Source organism: Paenibacillus sp. CAA11, from assembly GCF_003060825.1.
Lineage (GTDB): Bacteria > Bacillota > Bacilli > Paenibacillales > Paenibacillaceae > Fontibacillus.
In genome coordinates, this window is record NZ_CP028922.1 from 4,553,770 (window position 1) to 4,575,025 (window position 21,256).

General features: G+C 51.7%; 15 protein-coding genes. 2 read left to right on the top strand and 13 right to left on the bottom strand.

Annotated elements, in window-relative coordinates; translation table 11 throughout:
- Positions 1 to 139: 139 nt before the first annotated feature.
- From DCC85_RS21275 to DCC85_RS21310, 8 genes are all read right to left on the bottom strand, one after another.
- Positions 140 to 340 carry a cold-shock protein gene (locus DCC85_RS21275; protein WP_108467365.1) on the bottom strand — a complete coding sequence of 67 codons (201 nt, stop codon included), beginning with the start codon at positions 338 to 340 and terminating at the stop codon, positions 140 to 142.
- A gap of 102 nt (positions 341 to 442) precedes the next feature.
- On the bottom strand, positions 443 to 1,261 hold the full coding sequence (locus DCC85_RS21280) for a GNAT family N-acetyltransferase (RefSeq protein WP_108467366.1): 819 nt from the start codon (positions 1,259 to 1,261) through the stop codon (positions 443 to 445).
- Between the two features lie 158 nt (positions 1,262 to 1,419).
- Positions 1,420 to 1,698 carry a hypothetical protein gene (locus DCC85_RS21285; protein WP_108467367.1) on the bottom strand — a complete coding sequence of 93 codons (279 nt, stop codon included), beginning with the start codon at positions 1,696 to 1,698 and terminating at the stop codon, positions 1,420 to 1,422.
- A gap of 101 nt (positions 1,699 to 1,799) precedes the next feature.
- Positions 1,800 to 4,469, bottom strand: coding sequence for an S-layer homology domain-containing protein (locus DCC85_RS21290; protein ID WP_234414258.1), 2,670 nt, complete (start codon positions 4,467 to 4,469; stop codon positions 1,800 to 1,802).
- A gap of 533 nt (positions 4,470 to 5,002) precedes the next feature.
- Entirely contained in the window at positions 5,003 to 6,106 is a 1,104-nt protein-coding gene (locus tag DCC85_RS21295; protein WP_234414259.1) for an MBL fold metallo-hydrolase, read from the bottom strand.
- A 50-nt stretch (positions 6,107 to 6,156) separates the two neighbouring features.
- Entirely contained in the window at positions 6,157 to 6,705 is a 549-nt protein-coding gene (locus DCC85_RS21300; RefSeq protein WP_108467369.1) for a class I SAM-dependent methyltransferase, read from the bottom strand.
- 179 nt (positions 6,706 to 6,884) lie between these two features.
- Positions 6,885 to 11,156: an InlB B-repeat-containing protein gene (locus tag DCC85_RS21305; RefSeq protein WP_108467370.1), complete on the bottom strand. Its 4,272-nt coding sequence runs from the start codon at positions 11,154 to 11,156 to the stop codon at positions 6,885 to 6,887.
- A gap of 367 nt (positions 11,157 to 11,523) precedes the next feature.
- Positions 11,524 to 12,018 carry a glutathione peroxidase gene (locus tag DCC85_RS21310; protein ID WP_108467371.1) on the bottom strand — a complete coding sequence of 165 codons (495 nt, stop codon included), beginning with the start codon at positions 12,016 to 12,018 and terminating at the stop codon, positions 11,524 to 11,526.
- A gap of 288 nt (positions 12,019 to 12,306) precedes the next feature.
- Between DCC85_RS21310 and DCC85_RS21315 the strand changes: the two genes are divergently transcribed.
- Positions 12,307 to 12,876, top strand: coding sequence for a hypothetical protein (locus tag DCC85_RS21315; RefSeq protein ID WP_325048424.1), 570 nt, complete (start codon positions 12,307 to 12,309; stop codon positions 12,874 to 12,876).
- A gap of 71 nt (positions 12,877 to 12,947) precedes the next feature.
- A complete protein-coding gene (locus DCC85_RS21320) occupies positions 12,948 to 13,847 on the top strand; it encodes a hypothetical protein (RefSeq protein WP_159081942.1) in 900 nt (299 codons plus the stop codon).
- A 96-nt stretch (positions 13,848 to 13,943) separates the two neighbouring features.
- Here DCC85_RS21320 and DCC85_RS21325 read toward each other — a convergent pair whose 3' ends face one another.
- Genes DCC85_RS21325 through wsfD form a run of 5 tightly spaced genes read right to left on the bottom strand, consistent with a single transcriptional unit; the run spans position 13,944 to position 21,229 of the window.
- Complete coding sequence (locus DCC85_RS21325; RefSeq protein WP_108467374.1) at positions 13,944 to 14,798, bottom strand: GGDEF domain-containing protein; 855 nt, start codon at positions 14,796 to 14,798, stop codon at positions 13,944 to 13,946.
- Positions 14,795 to 16,876 carry a cellulose biosynthesis cyclic di-GMP-binding regulatory protein BcsB gene (locus DCC85_RS21330; RefSeq protein WP_159081943.1) on the bottom strand — a complete coding sequence of 694 codons (2,082 nt, stop codon included), beginning with the start codon at positions 16,874 to 16,876 and terminating at the stop codon, positions 14,795 to 14,797. Before DCC85_RS21330 ends, DCC85_RS21325 begins: the two co-directional genes overlap by 4 nt.
- A 17-nt stretch (positions 16,877 to 16,893) precedes the next feature.
- Positions 16,894 to 18,144 (bottom strand): glycosyltransferase family 2 protein, encoded by a 1,251-nt coding sequence (locus DCC85_RS21335; protein ID WP_108467376.1) that lies wholly within the window; start codon positions 18,142 to 18,144, stop codon positions 16,894 to 16,896.
- A gap of 11 nt (positions 18,145 to 18,155) precedes the next feature.
- On the bottom strand, positions 18,156 to 19,724 hold the full coding sequence (locus DCC85_RS21340) for a hypothetical protein (RefSeq protein WP_108467377.1): 1,569 nt from the start codon (positions 19,722 to 19,724) through the stop codon (positions 18,156 to 18,158).
- Positions 19,721 to 21,229, bottom strand: a complete 1,509-nt coding sequence (gene wsfD, locus DCC85_RS21345; RefSeq protein WP_108467378.1) for a glycan biosynthesis hexose transferase WsfD — start codon at positions 21,227 to 21,229, stop codon at positions 19,721 to 19,723. The genes DCC85_RS21340 and wsfD overlap by 4 nt, the downstream gene beginning before the upstream one ends.
- Positions 21,230 to 21,256: the final 27 nt, after the last annotated feature.

The window sequence follows — 21,256 nt, forward strand, 5'->3', positions numbered from 1 at the left end:
CACCTAGTATACCAACTCCGGTAAATTAAGCAAAGCACTTTCATGTGTTTTCAGGAAATGGAAGATGATGCCGGCGAATATGGGCATAAAAAAACTGCCCTTAATTCTACATTAAGAGCAGTTTGCTAAATTCGCCTGGTTACAGCTTAACTACGTTCTCAGCTTGTGGCCCGCGGCTGCCTTGAGTAATGTTAAACTCAACGCGCTGGCCTTCATCCAAGGTCTTAAAGCCTTCACCCGTAATGGCGCTGAAGTGCACGAACACATCGTCTCCGCCTTCAACCTCAATGAAGCCAAATCCTTTGTCCGCGTTAAACCATTTCACTGTTCCTTGCTGCATAAACTTAACTACCTCCGAAATTGTTTGATATTAGCATGCTTTTGTTATTGTTGCCCATATTGCGGAGAAAATACTCTAGAAGCCCTTCCTGAATTAACAAATTCATGACCGGGAGGAGAACTTAAGCTCCGCGATCTGTCCGCAAGGCTGAAATCCGATATTCTGATAAACCTTATTCGAAGTGGGATTCGACAAGTCTGCATACAGCAGCGGGAGCAGTCCTTCGCCAAGCAGCAAGGTGCAGAGCCTTGCAACCAGCATGCTGGCAAAACCGTTCTTACGAAACTCAGCAGGGGTATACACGGCGTTAATCCGCCCATGTCTGGCCGAACGATGGGAGATTTGCGCCATGGATACCGGTTCGTCCCCTTTCATCCACAAATATAAATTTCCGTTGCCAATCATTCGCTCCGCCGCCGGAATCTGGCTGGCCGCATCAACCATACGATCGAATGCATTCTCTACGAACCCGGCAAGAAATGCAGCAACGCGGCTAACGTCCTTATCTTCGGCCTGTCTGATCTCCCCGCCTGGTCTTACTGGAGGCACAACCTGAGGGCAGATATAAGCTGCCATGACCATCTGGGCATGGAAGGTCATATGGTGACGCTGGGTATAACGCTCCGCAAAATCCATGACGATCTGGGAATCGCCCGTTATCCCAGGCAGTAAAGAAGCTGCCAGAAATTCGACCATCTCCTGCAATCTTTGTCCCCTCTCGCACTCAGCCAGTTCCTCCGCGAGCCACAGCCAGCCGTTATGCCCTGGCGAGCCGGCAAAAATGAGCTGTCCGTCGGGCGATTTCACGCATAGAGATTGCTCCGACGCATTAATCGTATGAAGAAGGTTGTACCTCGCTTCGTCCTTCACAAATGAAGGGCTGTTAAGCATCTCATCCCCCTGCTTCATTCTCTCAAGCATATGTATCCTCTCCTCCTTAACGCAAAGCCATATACAAAACTCCGCCCCTAAAGGACGGAGTTCATATCAAGTCATTTTTTCCGAAGTGAATTGGATAAAGTATACGCGGGAAGAGAATTAACCGTCAATCCTGCAATCTGACTAGTTCATCCAGAAGCTTAATCTGCGTACCCGGCTAAGCCTTTGTCCATTAAGTAGTCCATCTCCGCATCCAGAATGCGTTCCACTGTCAATTCATCCAGCTTCACATCACGCCGGGACAATACGTAATCCACCAGGTCGTCGCTGTCGATATCGATATCCCCTTTGCTATTCTTGTGGGCCTTATCAATGAAGTCCTGTTCATGCTTCAGAATTAGACGAATATCCAGCGGGTCGGCCTGCGTACGTCCGGCTATATATTGAACCAGCTCTTGTTCATTGAGGGTATCTGCCATGCATATCTGCTCCTTATCCGTCGTTATTTCCTTGCCTATCTGAATATATAGTGTGCCCGTTAAGAATGCAATCTTGATCCCAGCCTTTTCGCTATTCTCTACTAAAGCTGGTAGGGGTCCTGAAAGCCGATCTCAGCCAATCTCTCTGCAATTCTTAACTTCTCCGCTTCTGTTAGAACCCCGTTCGGATTAAGCTTGAAGTTTCTGCCCGGCTTAAAGCTGATATCTTCATCTTTCCCCCGGGTTGTATAGGGCAGTGCAGGTATAGGTCCCGTGTAGTTCGTGAAATCAATCACTCTCCAGGCGGCTTCATGATCGGCTTTGCTAAGAATCAGTCGTTCGGTACGAGTCTCTGTCCACAGATACTGAAGACTAGGATCGGAGACCTGGTAACCGGAAGAAACCCCCGAGCCTCTGAACTGGAGCGTAAAGGTATTCCCTTCATTATGAGCACCGGACAACATTCCAAACCTCTGTGCAAAATCAGTCAGCCCAATCATTTCTACACTGCCGCTCCGCCAATGTTGAACCGTGTATTCCCATGCAGCTTTCAGATCTGGCGTCCGGTATACCCAGTTCGGCTCAAAAATCAGCGATAAATAATTGATTGTATTATGATTTCGATAGGGATTATCAAGGTACTGTTCTAAGATGTGGACCTGCTCTTGCCCTCCGCTCAGCGGATCTGCCGGATGAAGAGTCCATCTCGATTGATCCTGAGTATACGTGCTGCCGATAGGGTCAATGGTAATGGTATTCATAAATAAATTGCCGCTGTCTGTAGATTGATCCTGTGCCGGGACAAGGACATTGCTCCGGTGGCTAACATACGGCATCAGCTCTGACCCCTCACCGGAAAGCTGGTCAACATTGTACTGGGTAGCTGTCCACCCCATGAAGGTGTGAATTCCATAATGCTCCTGTACCCAGGCTGCTTGCTCAGGGTTAATGCTGTACGTCACAAAGGATTTCGGCTTAAACTCTTCAGGAATGGACTGCCATACACTAGGTTGCCCTAGTGTATTTCCTTCATGCTTGTTTGGAAGGGCATTGTACCGATACATATAAGCCCATTCCTGCATTTTATATATAAAAAGATCGCGATCCGCCTGATTATTAGGGAAGCCAAAAGCGATAGCAATTTCGTCACCGTAACTGAGAACATACTGCTTAATGAGCTCAAGCTGATTACGATGGTCTTCATAAAATACAAAATCATTATCCAGCGCCCAGGTTACTCTGGCATTCGGATCGATTCGCTTCACCTGTTCCCGGATTTCCCGGATCTCATCTACACTCGTAGCTTTATCCCTAATGCCTTCACATAAGACAGCAAATGTGAAATACATCTCCTTAGCCGGGGACACAGTAAGAGGGAGGTCATAGGAGAACTGGTCGTATACGGCGGTTACCGTTGTCGCGCCCGCCCCCTTGGCTGTAATCCTCCCACTCGAATCAATAGAGGCAACGGACGGATTGCTGATGGAATACTGAGCGGAAGCCGTCAAGTCTTGATAGGACCCGTCTGTGTAAATCCCTTTCACCTGAGTAGGAAGCCTGTCATTAACTTGAAGAGAAGATCGGGGCGCCTCAAGCCTGATGGATTGCAATGCAGCCAGGTTAGATTTGACCTCGAGATCAAAGCCAAGGCTTTTCCCTCCGTAAAGAATAGTGATATGAGCCTTGCCTGGAAGGTTGCCTAGAAGTTCCCCTTTTGAGACAACCTTCACAATATCTTCGTCACTGCTCTGGAAATCAGACATCTCGGTTACCTTTGCTTGACTAGCATCTGTGAAATGAGCTATTACTTCAGTGCTGTACAGCTCACCTGAATTTACGGAATAGGTATCATTCGTTACCGATATGGACTCCAGAAGCCGCACCGGAATAGGCTTCGAGGGAACCGTTGGCGAATTTGAATCATGATTTGGTATTGGAATTGGTGACGTTGGTTTTGGTGTAGGTTTCGGTGTAGGCGTCGGTTTCGGTGTAGGTTTCGGTATCGGCGTCGGTACCGGTGTTGGTGCCGGTGTCGGTGTGAGCGCCGGTGTCGGTGCCGATGTCGGAATTGGCCAAGAACTACTTGAGCTCCCTGCTGAAGTCGGCTCCCTGCCATCTTGGACAAGGCTCGGGCTATTAGCACTAGTGCTCAGCTGTTTTTTAAAATATTCCTCGGCCTTAGCTGTGTAAAAATCACGATTGTACTTTAATTCATACAACAGCTTGGCAATAACTTCGCGGGGAATGGAGGCTCTATAATCAATCTCGCCTTCCGTAAAAGCGAGCAATCCCATGGCTCTTGTCAGCTCTACTGCCGGACGGGCATAATCAGAGACACCGGGCAGATCAGCCTGCTTGGCATCCTTTAAACGGGCAACCTGTTCGTCATATTGGAGCAGATGTGTAAGAATCAACAGAATTTGCTCGTAGGAGAGCTCCGCCCTCCCGCTAAATTTGCGTTCACTGATACCATACATCAGACCGGACTCATGAATAGCTGCAACATAAGGCTCGGCCCAATCAGACACATCTACAAATTCAGTCTTAGCTTGTGGGTTCACAGCAAGCGCTTCATATCGGACTAGCAAAGCGGCAAACTGTTCCCGCGTAAGCATGGCTTTCGGATGATAGCGCTGAGCTCCGTCCCCAGTTATAATCCCTTCCTGCTGAAGGGCCGTAATTTCTTTTCGGTAAGCCGAGTCGGCTATATCCTTAAACTCTACAGCAGCCCCAGCTATCGAATACGGGATAAGGATAGGTACTAAGAACAAAACAATGAGACAACTAATCAAACACTTTTTAAAATTCATATAGCAACGAGCACCAGCCTTCCTCATCTACAACAGAAAAACTGCCCAAATTCAGGATCGTCTACTGTTGTCAGATTGGCGGCAGTCTCTCTAACTTTGATATCGGAGGTGCATGGGCACAAATAAATAGTCTATAAGTTCCTAATTTTCAGCGGACAGATTCCATTTATGTAAAAATATATAAGTTTAATCTCTAGGAAGAAGGACATGGCCGTTATCTATATACCCCACAGGGTATGTTAAACTTAACTACATTTTTTATAGGGGGACAACCAAGTGAATATCGAGCTGCTAAAGGATTTGATCAAAGACGAGCGGGGGAATTACTATGTTGCCGTACAGCTATATTGATATGATTGAATTCTATCGTTATCCCAAGCTGCACCGTTAGTTCCTGATTCCCAAACACCAGAGCCGGTTAACCGGCTCTGATCGATCCACGGGCATACAGATGGTGATATGAGGTAGATGGTGGATTCACAAATGAATAGAATCTACTGCCGCCACCAGGCACTTACAGGGTAGGGTGCTTCACCTAGGATAACCTTCTCACCTATTTCTGGGGTAGTTATCGTTACGCCCTTCTGCTTTGCAGCTTGAATGGCGCGCTCCACGGGTTCGGTCCAAGGATGTAGTGCCAGCGTAAAGGCTGCCCAATGTACAGGAAGCAAAAGTCCGCCCCGCACATCAAGATGCGCCTGTATTGTCTGCTCGGGAGTCATATGAACAGCAGACCACCTTCTATCATATTGCCCGCATTCCATCAGAGCTGCATCGAAGGGCCCGTATTTACGGCCAATTTCCGCAAAATGCTTGTCGTATCCACTGTCCCCGCTGAAAAAAATCCTGCGGGACTCGCCCTGAATAGCCCACGAGCACCAGAGCGTGGTATCCCGGTCACGCAGCCTTCTTCCTGAGGAGTGCCGGGCTGGCGTACAAGCAAGCTTCAACCCATCATATTCGGATTCCTCCCACCAATCAAGCTCTTCAATCTGAGATGAATCAATTCCCCACCGCTGCAAATGTGCCCCGACACCCAGCGGGACCAGGAAGCAGCCAACCTTGTCTTTTAGCTTCCGGATCGTTCTATAGTCCAGGTGATCATAATGATCGTGAGACATCAGCACTAGGTCGATCAAAGGCATTTCCTCTGGGGCAACTGGCAGACCTCCATACCGCTTGCCTCCAATAAAAGGAATAGAAGAAGGATAACGACCCAGCATCGGGTCGAGCAGCAAAAGCTTACCATCCATCTCCAGAATTGAAGCGGAATGCCCCAGCCAGGTGATTGCAGTGCGTTCCCGCTCTGAATACGCTAGCGGTGCCCAGGTTCGTACCTGCAGCTGCCCCTGGGGTCTGCGCAGCGGATCGCGCTTGATGAAGTCCCAAAGCAGCAACATTGACGAACCGAAACCGCTAGCCTCTGGGGGTGGCATAGGATTGGTAAATTTGCCGTCTATGTAGGGAAGCGACTTCGCTGCCTGCTCCATCCTTTCTTGATCAGGCTTCCCTCCAAAGGGGGGATACAGTACCATGGCGGCATAGCCTACTCCCCAGAGCGCAGCAAGAATGAGAGTTACGACAATTGCAGTATTCACCTTCGTCCCCTCCTATCTTAATGAACAAGCAGCCCTGCGAATAATGCTCACTATCTAGCATAGACATATATTTTAGTTTGATAAGTATCCCGGCAGGTAATGATGCGCTCCGGCGTCCAGCCGGGAAGCGCGAAGCAGACGCTGATCACCTTGGCTCCGGGCGAAAGACGTGTTCGCAGCAGTTTACTCAGACGGGTCATCGCACCGGGAAAAAGATAACACACGACCACATCCACATCCTCGTAAGGAAAGGTATATAAATCTCCCCGCAGGAAGCGAACATTCCTAAGTCTGCGCAGTCTAGCAGCAAGCTGGGAGACCCCAAGCGGGATTTGCGAATTCTCAATTCCTACGATGCTCCATCCGCTACAGTGCGCCCCAATCTCCAGAGCAAGATGCCCCCAACCCGATCCAGCCTCGACCAGATTCCCCCGCGTTCCAATTTGCTTAAGCTCCCTCGTCACGACGCGCCGGGCGTAGGCTGAGGATGGCATAGGGGTAATGCCGTTCTTCCAGCTGATGAGCACAATGGATAAGGCACCGAATAGGATGACTGCCGCCAGCACGCCTGAAATTACTTGATAGATTAACCCTGCCATAGCCTCACCTCCATTCCCACAATAGCACCTGTGAAATACGTTGTATATGCTTGTTATGTAAGAAAGTAAGCTAGTCCTTGTAAAAAAAACGTGATGGCCAAAAAATGATGCTAGACAAAGAAAGAGGCTGCCCGGTCACTCATGTGACTTCCGGGACACCCCCTTCTTCGTAAAGATGCTTATTTAATAAACTGAAGATATTGCAGCAGGCGCTTCACCATCACTACAGCTTGAGCTCGTGTAGCAGGGTCATGAGCGAAGAGCATGCCATCCGCCGTTCCCTGAAGGATGCCTGCAGCTGCAGCCTTAGCCAGGGCCTCTTTGGACCAAGAAGCTGCGGTACCTGCATCCTTGAATCTGCTCAAGACTTCAACATCTGCCTGCACATCTGCTCCTGCGGCCGCCAGTGCACGGGCGACCATCTCTGCCATTTGCTCCCGGGTTACCTTCTCCTGAGGCAAGAAGCTCCCTTCGCCGGTACCGAAAATCAGCTGGAGACGCTGAGCAGCTCCAATGGCTCCATAGTACCAATCGCCTGGCCGTACATCGTTATAAGCTGCGACAGGCGCCTGCTCGGCATAACCTAGGGCACGAACCAGAAGTGCTGCGAACTCTGCACGGGTCACATCACTGCCCGGTGCGAAGCTCTGGGCGGCCCTGCCATTCACAATCAGTTTACTCGCGAGAAGCTCAGCATCCGACTTAGCCCAGTGCTTTTCCATATCGGCAAAAGTCCTGTTCACCTGAATAACCAAAAACGTTCCATTATAAGGGGAGAACAGTTCCAATTGAGCTGTGCCCTTCTCTGTGGTAAGCCTCGAAGGCACATAATGAAGCTTGTTCGCAGCATCTGCCCATACCGCTGTCACTTCGGACGGTTCAGTGCCGCTAGGTAGTGATAAGGTCCTCTCAATATAACCTCCGTTGAAATCCCGAATCTCTTCCCCGTTCACCTTCAGACCAAACTGCACCGCGTGCTTCAGCATGACTTGAGCCCCCAATGCAGCAGCCGCTTGTTGAAGCGTCCCATCGTCAGCCTGACTGCCTTCTGCAAGAGTGACTACTACAGCTTCGGACGGGGTTAAGTCCGGCAGGGCGGATATGGGAAGCAGATAACTCACTGCCCCACGGGTGCTTATCTTTACAGCCGCAGATGAATTCTGCTTGGCTGCGCTTAGCAAAGGCTGACCCGGCAGCTTCACCTCAATGATCGGCGCCTTGCTGCTGACCTCAATTGTGACCAGCTTAGAACTGGAAGTGAACGCTTGATGCAGAGTAGACTCATCAATGCTGGCCGTTGCGATCGTTCGGCCGTCTTCAGCTTTCCGTTCTGTAAGTTTAAGCTTGATGCCTGCTCCGTTAATCGTAACCTCGATGGGTACCTCAGGGGACGGTGATGGTGTTGGTGACGGAGTCGGGGCTGCGGGTGCAGCCGATACTCCACCGCCCGAGCTTGAAGGAGGAGCAGGGGCTGGCGGCGTACTCGGTACCGGCTCCGAAACTTTGGTCCACTTCGCATACAGCGTGAGGTTCGCCGTCACGGGTGTGCTGAAATCATACGGCGCGGTTAAGCCGCTGTCCGTGTACCAGCCGCCGAATGTGTAGCCGCTGCGTGTCGGCGCTGGCGTTGGCTCAACAGCCTTCTCGCCCTCCTTCAACGTCTGGCTCGCCACAGCCGAGCCGCCGCTGCTCTCAAAGCTCACCGTGTACTCCTTCTCCGTCCACTTCGCATACAGCGTGAGGTCCGCCGTCACGGGTGTGCTGAAGTCATACGGCGTAGTTTGGCCGCTGTCTGTATACCAGCCGCCAAATGTGTAGCCGCCGCGCGTCGGCGCTGGCGTTGGTTCAACAGCTTTCCCGCCTTCCTTCAACGTCTGAGTCGCCACAGCCGAGCCGCCATTGCTCTCAAAACCCACCGTGTACTCCTTCTCCGTCCACTTCGCATACAGCGTGAGGTTCGCCGTCACGGGTGTGCTGAAGTCATACGGCGCGGTTAAGCCACTGTCTGTATACCAGCCGCCGAATGTATAGCCGCTGCGCGTTGGCGCTGGCGTGGGCTCAACAGCTTTCTCGCCTTCCTTCAACGTCTGAGTCGCCACAGCCGAGCCGCCGCTGCTCTCAAAGCTCACCGTGTACTCCTTCTCCGTCCACTTCGCATACAGCGTGAGGTTCCCCGTCACTGGCGTGTTGAAGTCATACGGCGCGGTTAAGCCGCTGTCTGTATACCAACCGCCGAATGTGTAGCCGCCGCGCGTCGGCGCTGGCGTGGGTTCAACAGCCTTCTCGCCTTCCTTCAACGTCTGGCTCGCCACCGCCGAGCCGCCGCTAGTCTCAAAGCTCACGCTGTACTCCTTCTCCGTCCACTTCGCATACAGCGTGAGGTCCGCCGTCACGGGTGTGCTGAAATCATACGGCGTGGTTTGGCCGCTGTCTGTATACCAACCGCCGAATGTGTAGCCGCCGCGCGTCGGTGCTGGCGTTGGCTCAACAGCCTTCTCGCCCTCCTTCAACGTCTGGCTCGCCACCGCCGAGCCGCCGCTGCTCTCAAAGCTCACCGTGTACTCCTTCTCCGTCCACTTCGCATACAGCGTGAGGTCCGCCGTCACGGGTGTGCTGAAATCATACGGCGTGGTTTGGCCGCTGTCTGTATACCAACCGCCGAATGTGTAGCCGCCGCGCGTCGGCGCTGGCGTTGGTTCAACAGCTTTCCCGCCTTCCTTCAACGTCTGGCTCGCCACCGCCGAGCCGCCGCTGCTCTCAAAGCTCACCGTGTACTCCTTCTCCGTCCACTTCGCATACAGCGCGAGGTCCGCCGCCACGGGTGTGCTGAAGTCATACGGCGTAGTTTGGCCGCTGTCTGTATACCAGCCGCCGAATGTGTAGCCGCTGCGCGTTGGGACTGGCGTTGGCTCAACAGCCTTCTCGCCTTCCTTCAACGTCTGGCTCGCCACGGCCGAGCCGCCATTGCTCTCAAAACCCACCGTGTACTCCTTCTCCGTCCACTTCGCATACAGCGTGAGGTTCGCCGTCACGGGTGTGCTGAAATCATACGGCGTGGTTTGGCCGCTGTCTGTATACCAACCGCCGAATGTGTAGCCGCCGCGCGTCGGCGCTGGCGTGGGTTCAACAGCCTTCTCGCCTTCCTTCAACGTCTGAGTCGCCACGGCCGAGCCGCCGCTAGTCTCAAAGCTCACGCTGTACTCCTTCTCTGTCCACTTCGCATACAGCGTGAGGTTCGCCGTCACGGGTGTGCTGAAATCATACGACGTGGTTTGGCCGCTGTCTGTATACCAACCGCCGAATGTGTAGCCGCTGCGCGTTGGCGCTGGCGTGGGCTCAACAGCCTTCTCGCCCTCCTTTACCGTCTGGTCCGCCACGGCCGAGCCGCCGCTGCTGTCAAAGCTCACCGTGTGAACAACCGGAACCGGAGTCGTTCCTCTTTCAAATGTTAGTGTAACACTCACTTTTTCGCTGCTCTTATTATTATTGCTTGCTACATAAGTAAAGCTGTCCTCCCCACCGGTATAATCGGGGTAAGGGTAGTAAGCAAAGGCTCCATCCCGCTCAAGGGTCAACATACCATGCGATGGCTGATCTACCACTTTAGCCGTAAGAGCATTAGAATCATTGCGAAGCACTCCTTCGGCAGGCAGAACCTCCAACATAGGCCCTTTTACAATATAACTGTCCGATTGTGCCCTAGGCAGCGGATCATCAGGCAGCAAGGGATAGCTTCCACTAAGCTGGATGTAGTAGTAGAGGTTTGAATCATACAGCGAGATTAAGTTAGGAAGAAAAAATACCGTACGTCCATCCCCACCATATATCTCCCCTATTCTCGAGTACAACACCTGATTTTCCCGGATCCCCACAGCCGAACCATCCGCCAAGGTCCAATTAGAATAAGGCATCTCTTTGGGAAAAAGAATCAGTTCCCCTGTGTATTCACTTCCTGTAGTGCTAGAGCTCGGGGGATATAATCCTTGAGTTGACACATAATACTTAATGCCTGAGTACTGAAAGCTCAGACCAGGGAGATTAAACTTCTCCAAATTCCCCCCATTCGCAGTGAAACTATCCCCATAGACACCAAACAGATTAGGATAGGCCGCCGTAACCAGGGATCTTCCATCCGCTGGCAGCCAGCCCCCAGGTGTAAAATCAAACGGAAACAAACGGACTTCCCCTGTAAAGGTATCGTCTGCAACTTGATCTACAGTCGGATATTGCCCCTCTGCAGCAATATAGTAGCCTGTGCCCTGCAAAGGTTCCAAACCTCTTAAATCCGGAAGCGCAAAGTCTGTAACTCCGTCTCCCCCAAATTTATTGCCGATTAACTGATATAAGGCTGGATGCTCAGAGATGTTCAGCTTCTGGCCCGCACAAAAAAGCCAGCCCTGAACTCCCCTAGCATAAGGAAATAGACGAATTTCACCTGTGATGGGATTCATCCCAGCCGCAGCGGCCCTTTTATCGGGTCCAATCCCTCCTAAGATTCCTGAAACTACCAGGACTACCGCTAATAAGCCTTGTATCCACCTTTTCCATGAATTACGCACCTGCTTACTCCTTTCATTCCAAATTGGATTATCCCTCCAATTAGAATGTATTTATATAGAATCTACCATATTACTCACGAGTAACATGTAGTGATTATATTAAATTTAATCTATTGAATACAAGAAATATTTTCTTGCAGCTACCCTCGCTGATTCTGTCGATAAAAAATCCCCTTCTGGGATAAAAGAAAGCAGGGCTGACCCGGACAGCTCACTCTTGTCTCAAAAGGGGAGAATTAACATATAACTACTCTATGAATCAAGCATCCGCTAGTGGCTTCAGCAAACTCTGAATTTGCTGTTCCAGCTTGGCAGGCTCTTCAGTAGGTGCAAACCGCTTCACCACATGGCCATTGCGGTCCACCAGGAACTTGGTGAAGTTCCACTTGATCGCTTTGGACCCCAGCACACCCCTGGCTTCCTCGGTCAATTGCTTAAACAGCGGGTGGGCTTCGCTCCCATTCACATCAATCTTAGAGAAGAGCGGGAAGTTCACACCGAAGTTCAGCTCGCAAGCCTCAGCAATCTGGGCATCATCACCCGGCTCTTGATTGGCGAATTGTCCGCAGGGGAAGCCCAGCACAGCAAATCCCTGATCTTTGTAAGTGTCATACAGCTTCTGCAGCCCTTTGAATTGAGGAGCAAACCCGCACTTGGTTGCTGTATTAACAATGAGCAGGACTTGGCCCTTATAAGACTCCAGCGTAGTTTCTTCTCCCTTGATGGTCCTTACGGGAATACTGAATATTGACATTGCTCACAACCTCCCTAAGTCAATTATTGGTTTTATGCAATTTAATTTTAGAAAATTAATATGACAAAGTCAATGCCCGCCGCCCCTTTGATCGGTCTATTTATCTAGTCTATAGAAGTCCATTTTCGATCCATAGATATGAATCCACCCAAGGAAGAATAGAGACATAAGCTTCTTTTCTTCAAGGCCGTTCTTCCGCCCTCACCCTTTGTCCTCTGTTTTACTACTAATACAGTAGCTCAAATATGAAAGGAGAGGAACGAAATGAGAAACAGGCTTCTAGTTATTATGGAAAAGGGACGGAAGCGGATTATTACTCAAACTCCGCTAAAAGGTATAGGCAAGATCACCGTGGTGGTCAACCACCAGTTCACCAATGCTCCCAACACGACACAAATTGCCAGTGGAGCAGGCAGAAGCAGCGCAGCGGGCAACAATGCGGCTATTGATTCGCCTGACACCCGCCAACAGCAAAGCGTAGGCGCCGGAGGCGAAGCGATTAACAAGGGAATCTGTGGGCCGTCCTCCAGTCGTGGACATTCAAAGAAGAAGCAGAGACGGAAAAAGAGACGGGGTAAAGAAATCACCATTGTACTCAACCATCAGAAGGTTAAGCTGCCTCCGAACAGCCCTGAGGCAGCAGCTACCCAAGTAGCCAGCGGAAGCGGGCTAAGCAGTACAGCGGGCACCAATTCGGCGATCGATAGTCCGCGCACTCGCCAGCAGCACGCTGTCGGAGGCGGCGGGGTAGCACGCAACAAGGCTCATGGCAAAAAGTTCAAACATGCGCATATCCGCCGGAAGCATCGGAAGCACCGCCATATGTCCCACAGGGCTTTCGACCACCTAGTCATTTGACTCCAGGATTTATTTTCTTCATAGTAGGGTAATAGTGTGTTTAGATGATTCTTACTATGGAGGAACAGACCATGCAAAGTAAATTACTTAAGATTACATTACCTACAATTCTCTTGCTGTCATTGGCATTGGCCGGATGCAGCTCCAATAGCAGCAGTCCAAGCGAGAGTGCCCCTCCTTCCAGCAACACCGGAGCCAATGCAGCCGAGACAACGAACCCGCCAGCCAACACGGGCACGCAAGACACTTCGGCGGTAGATAACAATACAGCCAGCCCCAACGAGACGACCACGACTCCTCCTTCGGAAGGAACAAATACGAGCTCGTCCTCTGACCAGAGCTCCACAACCTCTCCGGCAGCGGTCATCCAAAAGGTTCAGAGCCAGCTGAAGATGAAGCAGGCGCTGCTGCCTAGAGAGTTCCCTCTGGAGAAGGGCCAATATCTAGGCGCAACCATTCAGAATAACGAGGCTGACGCTTACAAGGTTGTCTTCTATCAGACGGACCAACCCGTACCGGTCAACGACGCTTCTCTAGCACAGAAGAACACTCCCGTACTGGCCACCATGGAGGCCAAAACCTATAGCGACCCCAAAAAAATAGCCAATCTCTTCCCAGACTATGGCGAAGGGGCAGACCATGTCGATTTAGGCCACGGCATTAAGGGAACCGCGGACGCTGGTGCAGGCAACCGGTACTTGAACTGGAGCGAGGGACGCTGGAACCTGCTGATCCATTCCCTGGGTGAGGATAATATGGATAACCCGGACATTGCCAAGAAGATGGTTGATTATCTGGAGACACACACCCTCCCTATTCCCAAGGACAAAGGCCAGGTCAATGTAGATTACAAACTGGGGGGCAAGGATGTGGAAGTTACTGTCTCCTGGCAGGACGGCAGCGTAGTCTACCAGCTAACCACCTCACAGGTTCCGAACAATGCACTGATGATGGCAACCTCCATGAAATAATCCGCCTTCTTAGTGCAAGAAGACCTGTACAGTCTGTTCCCCTTCGGAACAGACTGTACAGGTCTTTCTCATTTCAAGGCCGCCCGTCAGCAAGAATTAGACGTCATATTCCAGCTGCTTTTTGGCCTGAAGCATGAAGTCCATCGGGGTGGGCATCAGCTCCCGGCTGTATTCGACCGCACCGATTTTGAGCTGAAGGTCAACCCTGTATTTCCTTGCGGCATCAGATGTGTTGAGTTCGGCCATTTTCTCCCGAAGGCGCTCGATTACAACCTCAGCCCCCTGGCGCTCCGTAAACAGCAGGAGCCCCCAGGTCGGATGATCCGGCGTCCCCAGCATATACAGCGAATCATTCGATCTGATGCTGGTCTGACTGAGCTCGGATACATCATAGATGACGGCGGTTATTTGCTCCGCACTAATCATCCGCTTCAGCTCATCCCAGTACTTCACATGAATGACGAGCAGGGTCAGCGGAATTTGATAACGGGTGGACAGCGCCATGAAGGTGGCGGCATCCTTTTGGAATAAGCGATTATTCTTAAGATTCGTATGCTCATCCAATGTGGCCAGTGAGCTGTTCACACGCTGCAGCTGACCATTCTCCTCCTGAAGCTGCTTCGTCCCAAGGGTAAGCAGCCATGTGACGAAGGTGAGCAGCGGTGTCATCACCAGCCAGAAATAATTTCCCGTACCCATCGCGTCTCCTACAACTACGGTCTGATACAGTGTATACGTCCCATAGCCGAAGATGAACAGAATGTTCAAGATAAGTCCTGCAGTCACCTGCGTAAAATACGTCACTATAGCTATCAAAAAGGCCACATTCAGAAAGATCATATTCTGGATATACTGGCTCTGGTCACCGGCCATAAATACAATGGCTATAAAGCACCAGATAAACAACAGAAGAAGAGCTCCGTCGGAGATCAGACTTGCGTTTCTTCTCATCGCTCTTCCCTCCGTCCCTTACGATATTTACGAATCATGAAGATCAGGGAGATTAGAACAAGGGCCAGCACCAGAACAGCAGCTACCGCAAATCCCAGCACATCCTTGCGATCAAGTATCTGGCTCACGATCCCTTCCGAGTTATCCTCCGTCTCCTTCTTGAACCGGTAAGCCTGCACATTGCCATCTTTATCTGTTACGACAGCATCCCCATATACCTTGTATTTAGCGGCTTCACTGGCTAGCAGCTTGGATGCCAAATCATAGGCCTCGGAGCTGGCTCCGGTTACCGCCAGGAGGCCATGTCCGGCTCCATACGGAGATTCAATCAGCTGGAGCGCCCCGATCCGCTTGCCATATTCGCCCTCTATACTCATCTTCTCATTAGACCGGATGCTAGACCCGCTATCATCGTACTGAAAATAGAGCTTATCGTTGCTGTCCCGAATCACTTTGTTGTCCTTGTAACTGCCAATTGCGATAATTTGACGGTCCTCAAGCTCCTTCGCTGCGGCGTCGTCCCGGTAGAACTTGACCTCACCGCTGTTGGACTCCGCATACTGGCCGAGCAGATTGAACAGATTGGACAACGTATAGAACGTATGGCTGTCCAATGATTTTGGCAGCACTACCGCAACCTGATTGAAGCTTCCGTCTCTAAGAAACGGATAGGGATAGTTATTGAACAACAGCTCGGTCCGATCCTGCGTATTTAACTGAAGCACGGAATCAGAGGTAACATAGGCCCACGGCTGCTGAACAGAGTTCGGCGTGCAGTAAGCATCCTGCATCTCCAGGTCGAAAGCCGCCGTTACCGAGAAGTTCCCGGCGACCTGCAGGTTTTTTGGAATCGGCACCGTTAAGGTGTCTCCGTCCGCCAGCTCGGCCGTTAGCTTCTTGCTGCCTATAGGCGTATTGTTAACCAGGAGGGTCACCATGGAACGATTGAAATCCAGGTTCTTGGCGTAGCGAAAGTCCAGCTTGATCTTGCTCGTATCGGCAATCGTACGGTTCGCCGGCAGTGAGATGAAATAGGATTGCTCCCGATGACCCTGCCCTGTTAGCGAATCGCCGGTCTCTGTCAGGCTGATAGTTCTGCCTATGCTTAACTCAGGCGCCGCTACCTCTGTACTGCCATCCACTTGCTTGACGCCAGCGTTCAGCTGCTCCACGAGCTCCTGGTTAGCCATCAAGCGTCCGGCTTTAACCAGCATTTCCTCGCTCGCCGAGGTAATGACGAGCACTTTCTGCTGCTTCCAATCGACCAATTGGATCAGCGCCTTATTGGCTAAATCCTGAGTGCTCAGCTTAGACTTGAGCTCTGCGGGCAGGTTGTTCAGCATCGCGACAAATACCAATGCTTTCTTACCGCTCACCTGCTCCTGCCCATAGCCTGCAAGGGGGATCGCCTTCTCCTTAAGAGAATTAGCCTTGGCGAAGCCGGATAAGGCATAGACTGCCGTTTCCAGCTCAGCCGGCTCCCCGGCTTCAGGAACAACGATGGTCCCATCCCCCCTGCTCACCATATCCAAGCCTATAAAGTGACGGTTAAAATCGCTGATGCTGTTTGTAATCGGTGCAGAGTGGTATTCCACGGCAACCGATGAGGTATTAAACAGCTGGAGCCAATTGTCCCGTGGCTGTTCAGCAGGACAGCGCTCAGACGCCTCCAGGGTCCGGATATTGCCCTCAATGGACAAGGTATTCGTTCCCTTCACCACCAGAGCCTTAGGCACAGTCACGCTGACTTGCTGCAGCTGCTGATCGCTGACCACCGGCCGGAAGGAATAGAACGGCCTGCCGTTCAACCGCAGTGTCACGCTCGACTCCTCATTGCTGGCAAGCGGGGACGCCTTATAATCCAGCCGCACCCTGACCTGCTCTATATTCCAGTAATCCATAATCTGAAAATACTCCTGCTCGGAAGCGGATACGCCGGATAAGGCCGTATCCGTATTCGCGAACGAAGTCTCGTAGACCGATCCCGCGGGCGCTGCCGCTCCCGCCTGCGGCATCAGGCCCAGGCTGCCCAGGATCAAGCAAAACGTGCACATCCAGGCTGTTATTTTTCTGCTCATTCTGCCTGCCTCCCTTTTTAAAAGCGTTCGGTTTTGTACCATTTCGCCTCTCTTTTAAACAGTAAATCCTTGATATAGTTGTAAAGGCCGTAGGCTGCTACAACCATCCACATTTGACAATAAGATACGTACATCAGCATGATGACCCATATATTCGAGAGCCTCATTTCCCCTTTCTCCGTGACTAGGGTAATGAAGGTGCCGACCACAAACAGAATGACGGCAAGCAGCCACAAGAAGGAGCTGAAGCCTGCGATCGTGGTCCTTACATAGCCCACTGCATGCAGAATGAGCAGCAGATCGGACATGATCAGGGAGGTCAATAAGAGGAAATAGATCGATAGAAAATATAGAATATCAAAGCGGATATTTCTGGCCGAGCGGTCGAACAGCAGCCGGGTATTTTTGACAATCACATAGATATTGCCCTTCGCCCAGCGCGTCCGCTGCTTGAACCAGACCCGAACCGTCTGGGGCTCCTGTTCCCAGGTGACCGCCTTCGGCTGGAACTTGATCTTGTAGCCCATCATATAGATGCGGAAGCTGATCTCCGTATCCTCGGCAATCGCCTTTACATCCCAGCCGCCGATGCTCTCCACAATATGACGGCGCATAATAAAGTTGGTGCCGGGAATTGTACAGAGCTTGAACAGCTTCCATCTGCCCGCCTGGGCCATCCACTGAAAGGACAGCGTCTCAATATTAATAAACCGCGTAAGCAGGTTGGTATCCCGGTTGCGGGTGCGGAACTTGCCGATAACCGCCCCCAGCTTATCGTCATTCATGATCTCTGCGACCAGGTAACGCAGTGCTGTCTTCTCCGGGGTATTGTCGGCATCATAGATCGCAATCAGCTCGCCCCGGCTTTGAGCGAACCCGATATTGAGGGCATTGGATTTCCCCTTCCCTCCGGTGACTGCATCCGTATTGATAATGATCAGATTCCTCCCCGGATGCCGGACTTGCAGGTTCCCCAGCAGCTCCGCACTGTTGTCGGACGAGTTATCATTAATGACAATAATCTCGTACCGGTCCCTCGGATAATCAAGGCCTAACAGAGACTCGACAGTCTTGGTGATCACTATGCCCTCGTTATGGGCCGGCACCATGATCGTGACGAACGGGGCCTCGCCCTGGATAGCTGGCACAGGCTCCCTCTCAAGCTGGATGTAATAGAGATAACCGCCAATAATGAGGACCACGTTAACCAGCAGAAGCGACCAAATACACAGCACCGCAATCAGCATGAGGATATCTGCTACAGTCATACCGTCACCTCCTATTTGTAATACTTGCGCTTGTACAGACGGTATCCGATGATCAGGAACAGGGTAAACACTACTAATGCCGTGGCGATAATCACGACCAGAATATAATTTTGCACTCTAAACAGCCCGCTAAAGCTCTGCACCGCCTTCTGCGTATAAGCATAGTCTTCAGTCACGCGGCCTGTACTTCCCGTCAGGTCCACGGCTTGACCGTCGATCTGGAGGGTGCCGTTCTGAGAGGCCGAGGTATGCGAGGATGTCTTCACCTGATGATCGGCCTGCTTATAGTCATCGAAGACGAGCCAGCTGTCCTTCAGCTGCTGCAGCAGCTGCTCCTGTGCCGCTTCATTCTCTGGAAAGTTGACAGTCAGGGCCGTGTCCATCGGCAGCAGCGCCGGCGCTTCCTCCTTCTGCTCCAGCTGCTGAAGCTTGTCCATATCCAAGCTATAAGCCGAAGAGGCAAAGCTCATGGAAGTATTCATCTGCTGACTATATAGCACCTGCCGGTTTGGCAGCAGCACGGACGAATCGAAGAAGCCCATTCCTTGTGCTGCATACATCTTATCGTATGACCAGTACATTTCCCCCACTACGCCAAGCGGGGCTATTCCGTGCTCGGCCAGCACATCGATAAATCCAGCCATGTTCTGCTTCAGTACATCAGCCCCCTGGCTGATGGCTTCAGCGACGACCGGCACCTGCACCAATATGCTGCCGTTACGGGTCTGCACGTACTCCAGTGCCTGCAAGTACCGCTGCATAGCCGGGTAGTCCGTGTTGCTGAAGACCGGCCTTACACTGACCGCAAAGGGAACCCCGGAAGTGTACAGCCGATCGGCCAGTTCCGTCAGCCGCGCCAAATCAGAGAAGGGGTAAACCTCCTGGATTAGCAGGTACTGATGCCCTTTCTCCTTAATCTGAAGCCAGTCTTTCAGGACATAGGCAAGCGCGAATTCACTTAGATTCCCCTGCTGAAAATAGGGAATGAACCCGGAGCCTCCTTGAAGCACGGCATATGGCGAATTAATTCCCAAGGACTGCGAAGACAAGCTGCCGTACGCACGGCCCTCATAGTGCGTCATGTAGAGAAGATGGGTCACCTTGACGGAAGGTTCAATCAAGGAGCCTGCCTGCAGGCGCATTACTGCCTCTGGAGCCACAGCCGTCTTCAGGCTCAGCTTACGCTGAAGCTGACCTGGAATATGGTTCCCAATATGGAGATACTCGCCCTGGTAACGAGCCATGTCCTGTTCGTAATCCTTATTGGCCATTTGCAGATCAGGGGCGCTACGAACAGCGATAACTCCGTTATAGCGGGACAGCGTTCCCGGCTCATAGCTGTCAAAGTCTGTTAAGACGACCTTCACCTTGAAGGCCGCCAGCAGCCGCTGCAGGGCCTCAACATTCCCCTCGCTCGGAGTTCCTTTGGCCAAGCTGTCATAGATCAGCAAGATCGACATGGGCTGAGGAACTGCAGCTTGAGCAGCGCCCTTAGACAGAGATGCCAGAGAGAGCAGGCATATTGCTAACAGCAGTATTAGGCTGCGCCTCGCCAGCGTATAGGCTGCTTGGATCCTCATGCCTGTACACCCCCTCCTGTCTCTGTCTCAGGGCTGCTGTTCCATAAGCGGCGGCGAATCGCATCAGCTATCACCACAAAGGTCACTAAATCGAAGGCCGCCGTGAACAGAAATTCATGCTTAGCCAGATCCGCATCCCCGGCTCCGATGATGGACACAGCGATGCCGGTAAGGCCCAGAGCGATCATCATCCCCAGCATCGGCAGGCGAAGCATTCCTCGCATCTGCCTTGCACGCAGAGCAGCCAGGAAGGAAGGCATATAGAGCCCGATGATCAGCAAGGCCCAAATCATAATGAAGCCGAAGGTCTTCGGCGCAAGCGCCGCCTTCATCGTGCTGTAGCCAGTGAAGAAATGCGTCTGCGCTCCGGACGGGTGTCCTCCCGCCGACTTCTCATAATTTCCGAGACCTGTCGGGCGAATTTGAAAGGCGTTCTTAGCCGCTGTATTGAGCATGCGGCTTGCTTGATCTGGGTGAGCGGCATAATAGGCAAGAATGGAGCCAAAACCATAGTGCCGATAGAATTGATTCTCCAGAACCGGCGAATCGACATCCACGGTGGTGAATGGCTCATAATATATGCTCCCATTCAAGACGGCGTACTGTGGATCAATGCCAAAGGCCTTCAAAGCCGCCTCCGGGTCACTTGAACTTTGCAGCACTCCCCGCGTCATGGCATGGTATTTGTTAATGTTCACAAACTCCTTGGGAATCAGGGCATAGGCAGCCACACCGGTCAATAAGACCAGAACCAGCAGCGAAGCCATAGAGACGCGAAAGGTCTTGGTCCGTCGCGCGAAGATGAGCAGGATGCCCAGCAGGCCGACAATGATGCCCGCCGGCGCATTCTGCGGCTTGCTTGTCGTCAGCAGCAGTGCGCTGATCCCGAAGCAAGCCATTATCACATAATCATTGTACCGATGGCGATAGAGCAGCAGCCCCGAGGCCAGCAGGAACAAGAGTGCGATCAGCACGACACTTTCACTATAGAAAGAGTTGAAATAAGCGGTGTATGCCGTGTCTCCGAACATAAAGATGGCGAGCAAGGCGATGATATAGCCATGGACCGCCTTCACCCTCCAGGTCAGGCTCTCCACCAACAGATAGACACCGGCCGCATACAGCAGCGTATATATTGCAGCTTGAACGCGAAGATCGAAGTGAAGAGGATCAAACCAGCTGTTCACCCAGATCGCAAACTGGATGAACAACGATTGGGAGGAAAACAAAGGAGCCTCGTTCTCGTTGTAATACTGATAGATTCCGTAGTCCTTAACAAAATAGCCGAGATACCTGCTATGATCTGAATCCGCAGGGTACAATCCATTTCCATGGATTACTCTAAAAAAATCCCCATTATCAGCCATACCGATATACGGAGGCGTAAACAAGGCTATTCCGGTAATCAGCAGAACACCGGCTGCTGCGATCCAGGCCGGAGAGATATAGCGGCTCAACTGAATTAAAATGTGATGTGCACGGGTTAAGGAATTTTTGGCATTCATGTTGCACACCCCCTTGTTGGTCGCTTG

Excerpts from the sequence above, each read along its gene's own strand:
- DCC85_RS21275 (WP_108467365.1), bottom strand. The coding sequence starts at position 340 with ATGCAGCAAGGAACAGTGAAATGGTTTAACGCGGACAAAGGATTTGGC.
- DCC85_RS21280 (WP_108467366.1), bottom strand. The coding sequence starts at position 1,261 with ATGCTTGAGAGAATGAAGCAGGGGGATGAGATGCTTAACAGCCCTTCA.
- DCC85_RS21285 (WP_108467367.1), bottom strand. The coding sequence starts at position 1,698 with ATGGCAGATACCCTCAATGAACAAGAGCTGGTTCAATATATAGCCGGA.
- DCC85_RS21300 (WP_108467369.1), bottom strand. The coding sequence starts at position 6,705 with ATGGCAGGGTTAATCTATCAAGTAATTTCAGGCGTGCTGGCGGCAGTC.
- DCC85_RS21305 (WP_108467370.1), bottom strand. The coding sequence starts at position 11,156 with ATGAATCCCATCACAGGTGAAATTCGTCTATTTCCTTATGCTAGGGGA.
- DCC85_RS21310 (WP_108467371.1), bottom strand. The coding sequence starts at position 12,018 with ATGTCAATATTCAGTATTCCCGTAAGGACCATCAAGGGAGAAGAAACT.
- DCC85_RS21315 (WP_325048424.1), top strand. The coding sequence starts at position 12,307 with ATGGAAAAGGGACGGAAGCGGATTATTACTCAAACTCCGCTAAAAGGT.
- DCC85_RS21320 (WP_159081942.1), top strand. The coding sequence starts at position 12,948 with ATGCAAAGTAAATTACTTAAGATTACATTACCTACAATTCTCTTGCTG.
- DCC85_RS21325 (WP_108467374.1), bottom strand. The coding sequence starts at position 14,798 with ATGAGAAGAAACGCAAGTCTGATCTCCGACGGAGCTCTTCTTCTGTTG.
- DCC85_RS21330 (WP_159081943.1), bottom strand. The coding sequence starts at position 16,876 with ATGAGCAGAAAAATAACAGCCTGGATGTGCACGTTTTGCTTGATCCTG.
- DCC85_RS21335 (WP_108467376.1), bottom strand. The coding sequence starts at position 18,144 with ATGACTGTAGCAGATATCCTCATGCTGATTGCGGTGCTGTGTATTTGG.
- DCC85_RS21340 (WP_108467377.1), bottom strand. The coding sequence starts at position 19,724 with ATGAGGATCCAAGCAGCCTATACGCTGGCGAGGCGCAGCCTAATACTG.
- wsfD (WP_108467378.1), bottom strand. The coding sequence starts at position 21,229 with ATGAATGCCAAAAATTCCTTAACCCGTGCACATCACATTTTAATTCAG.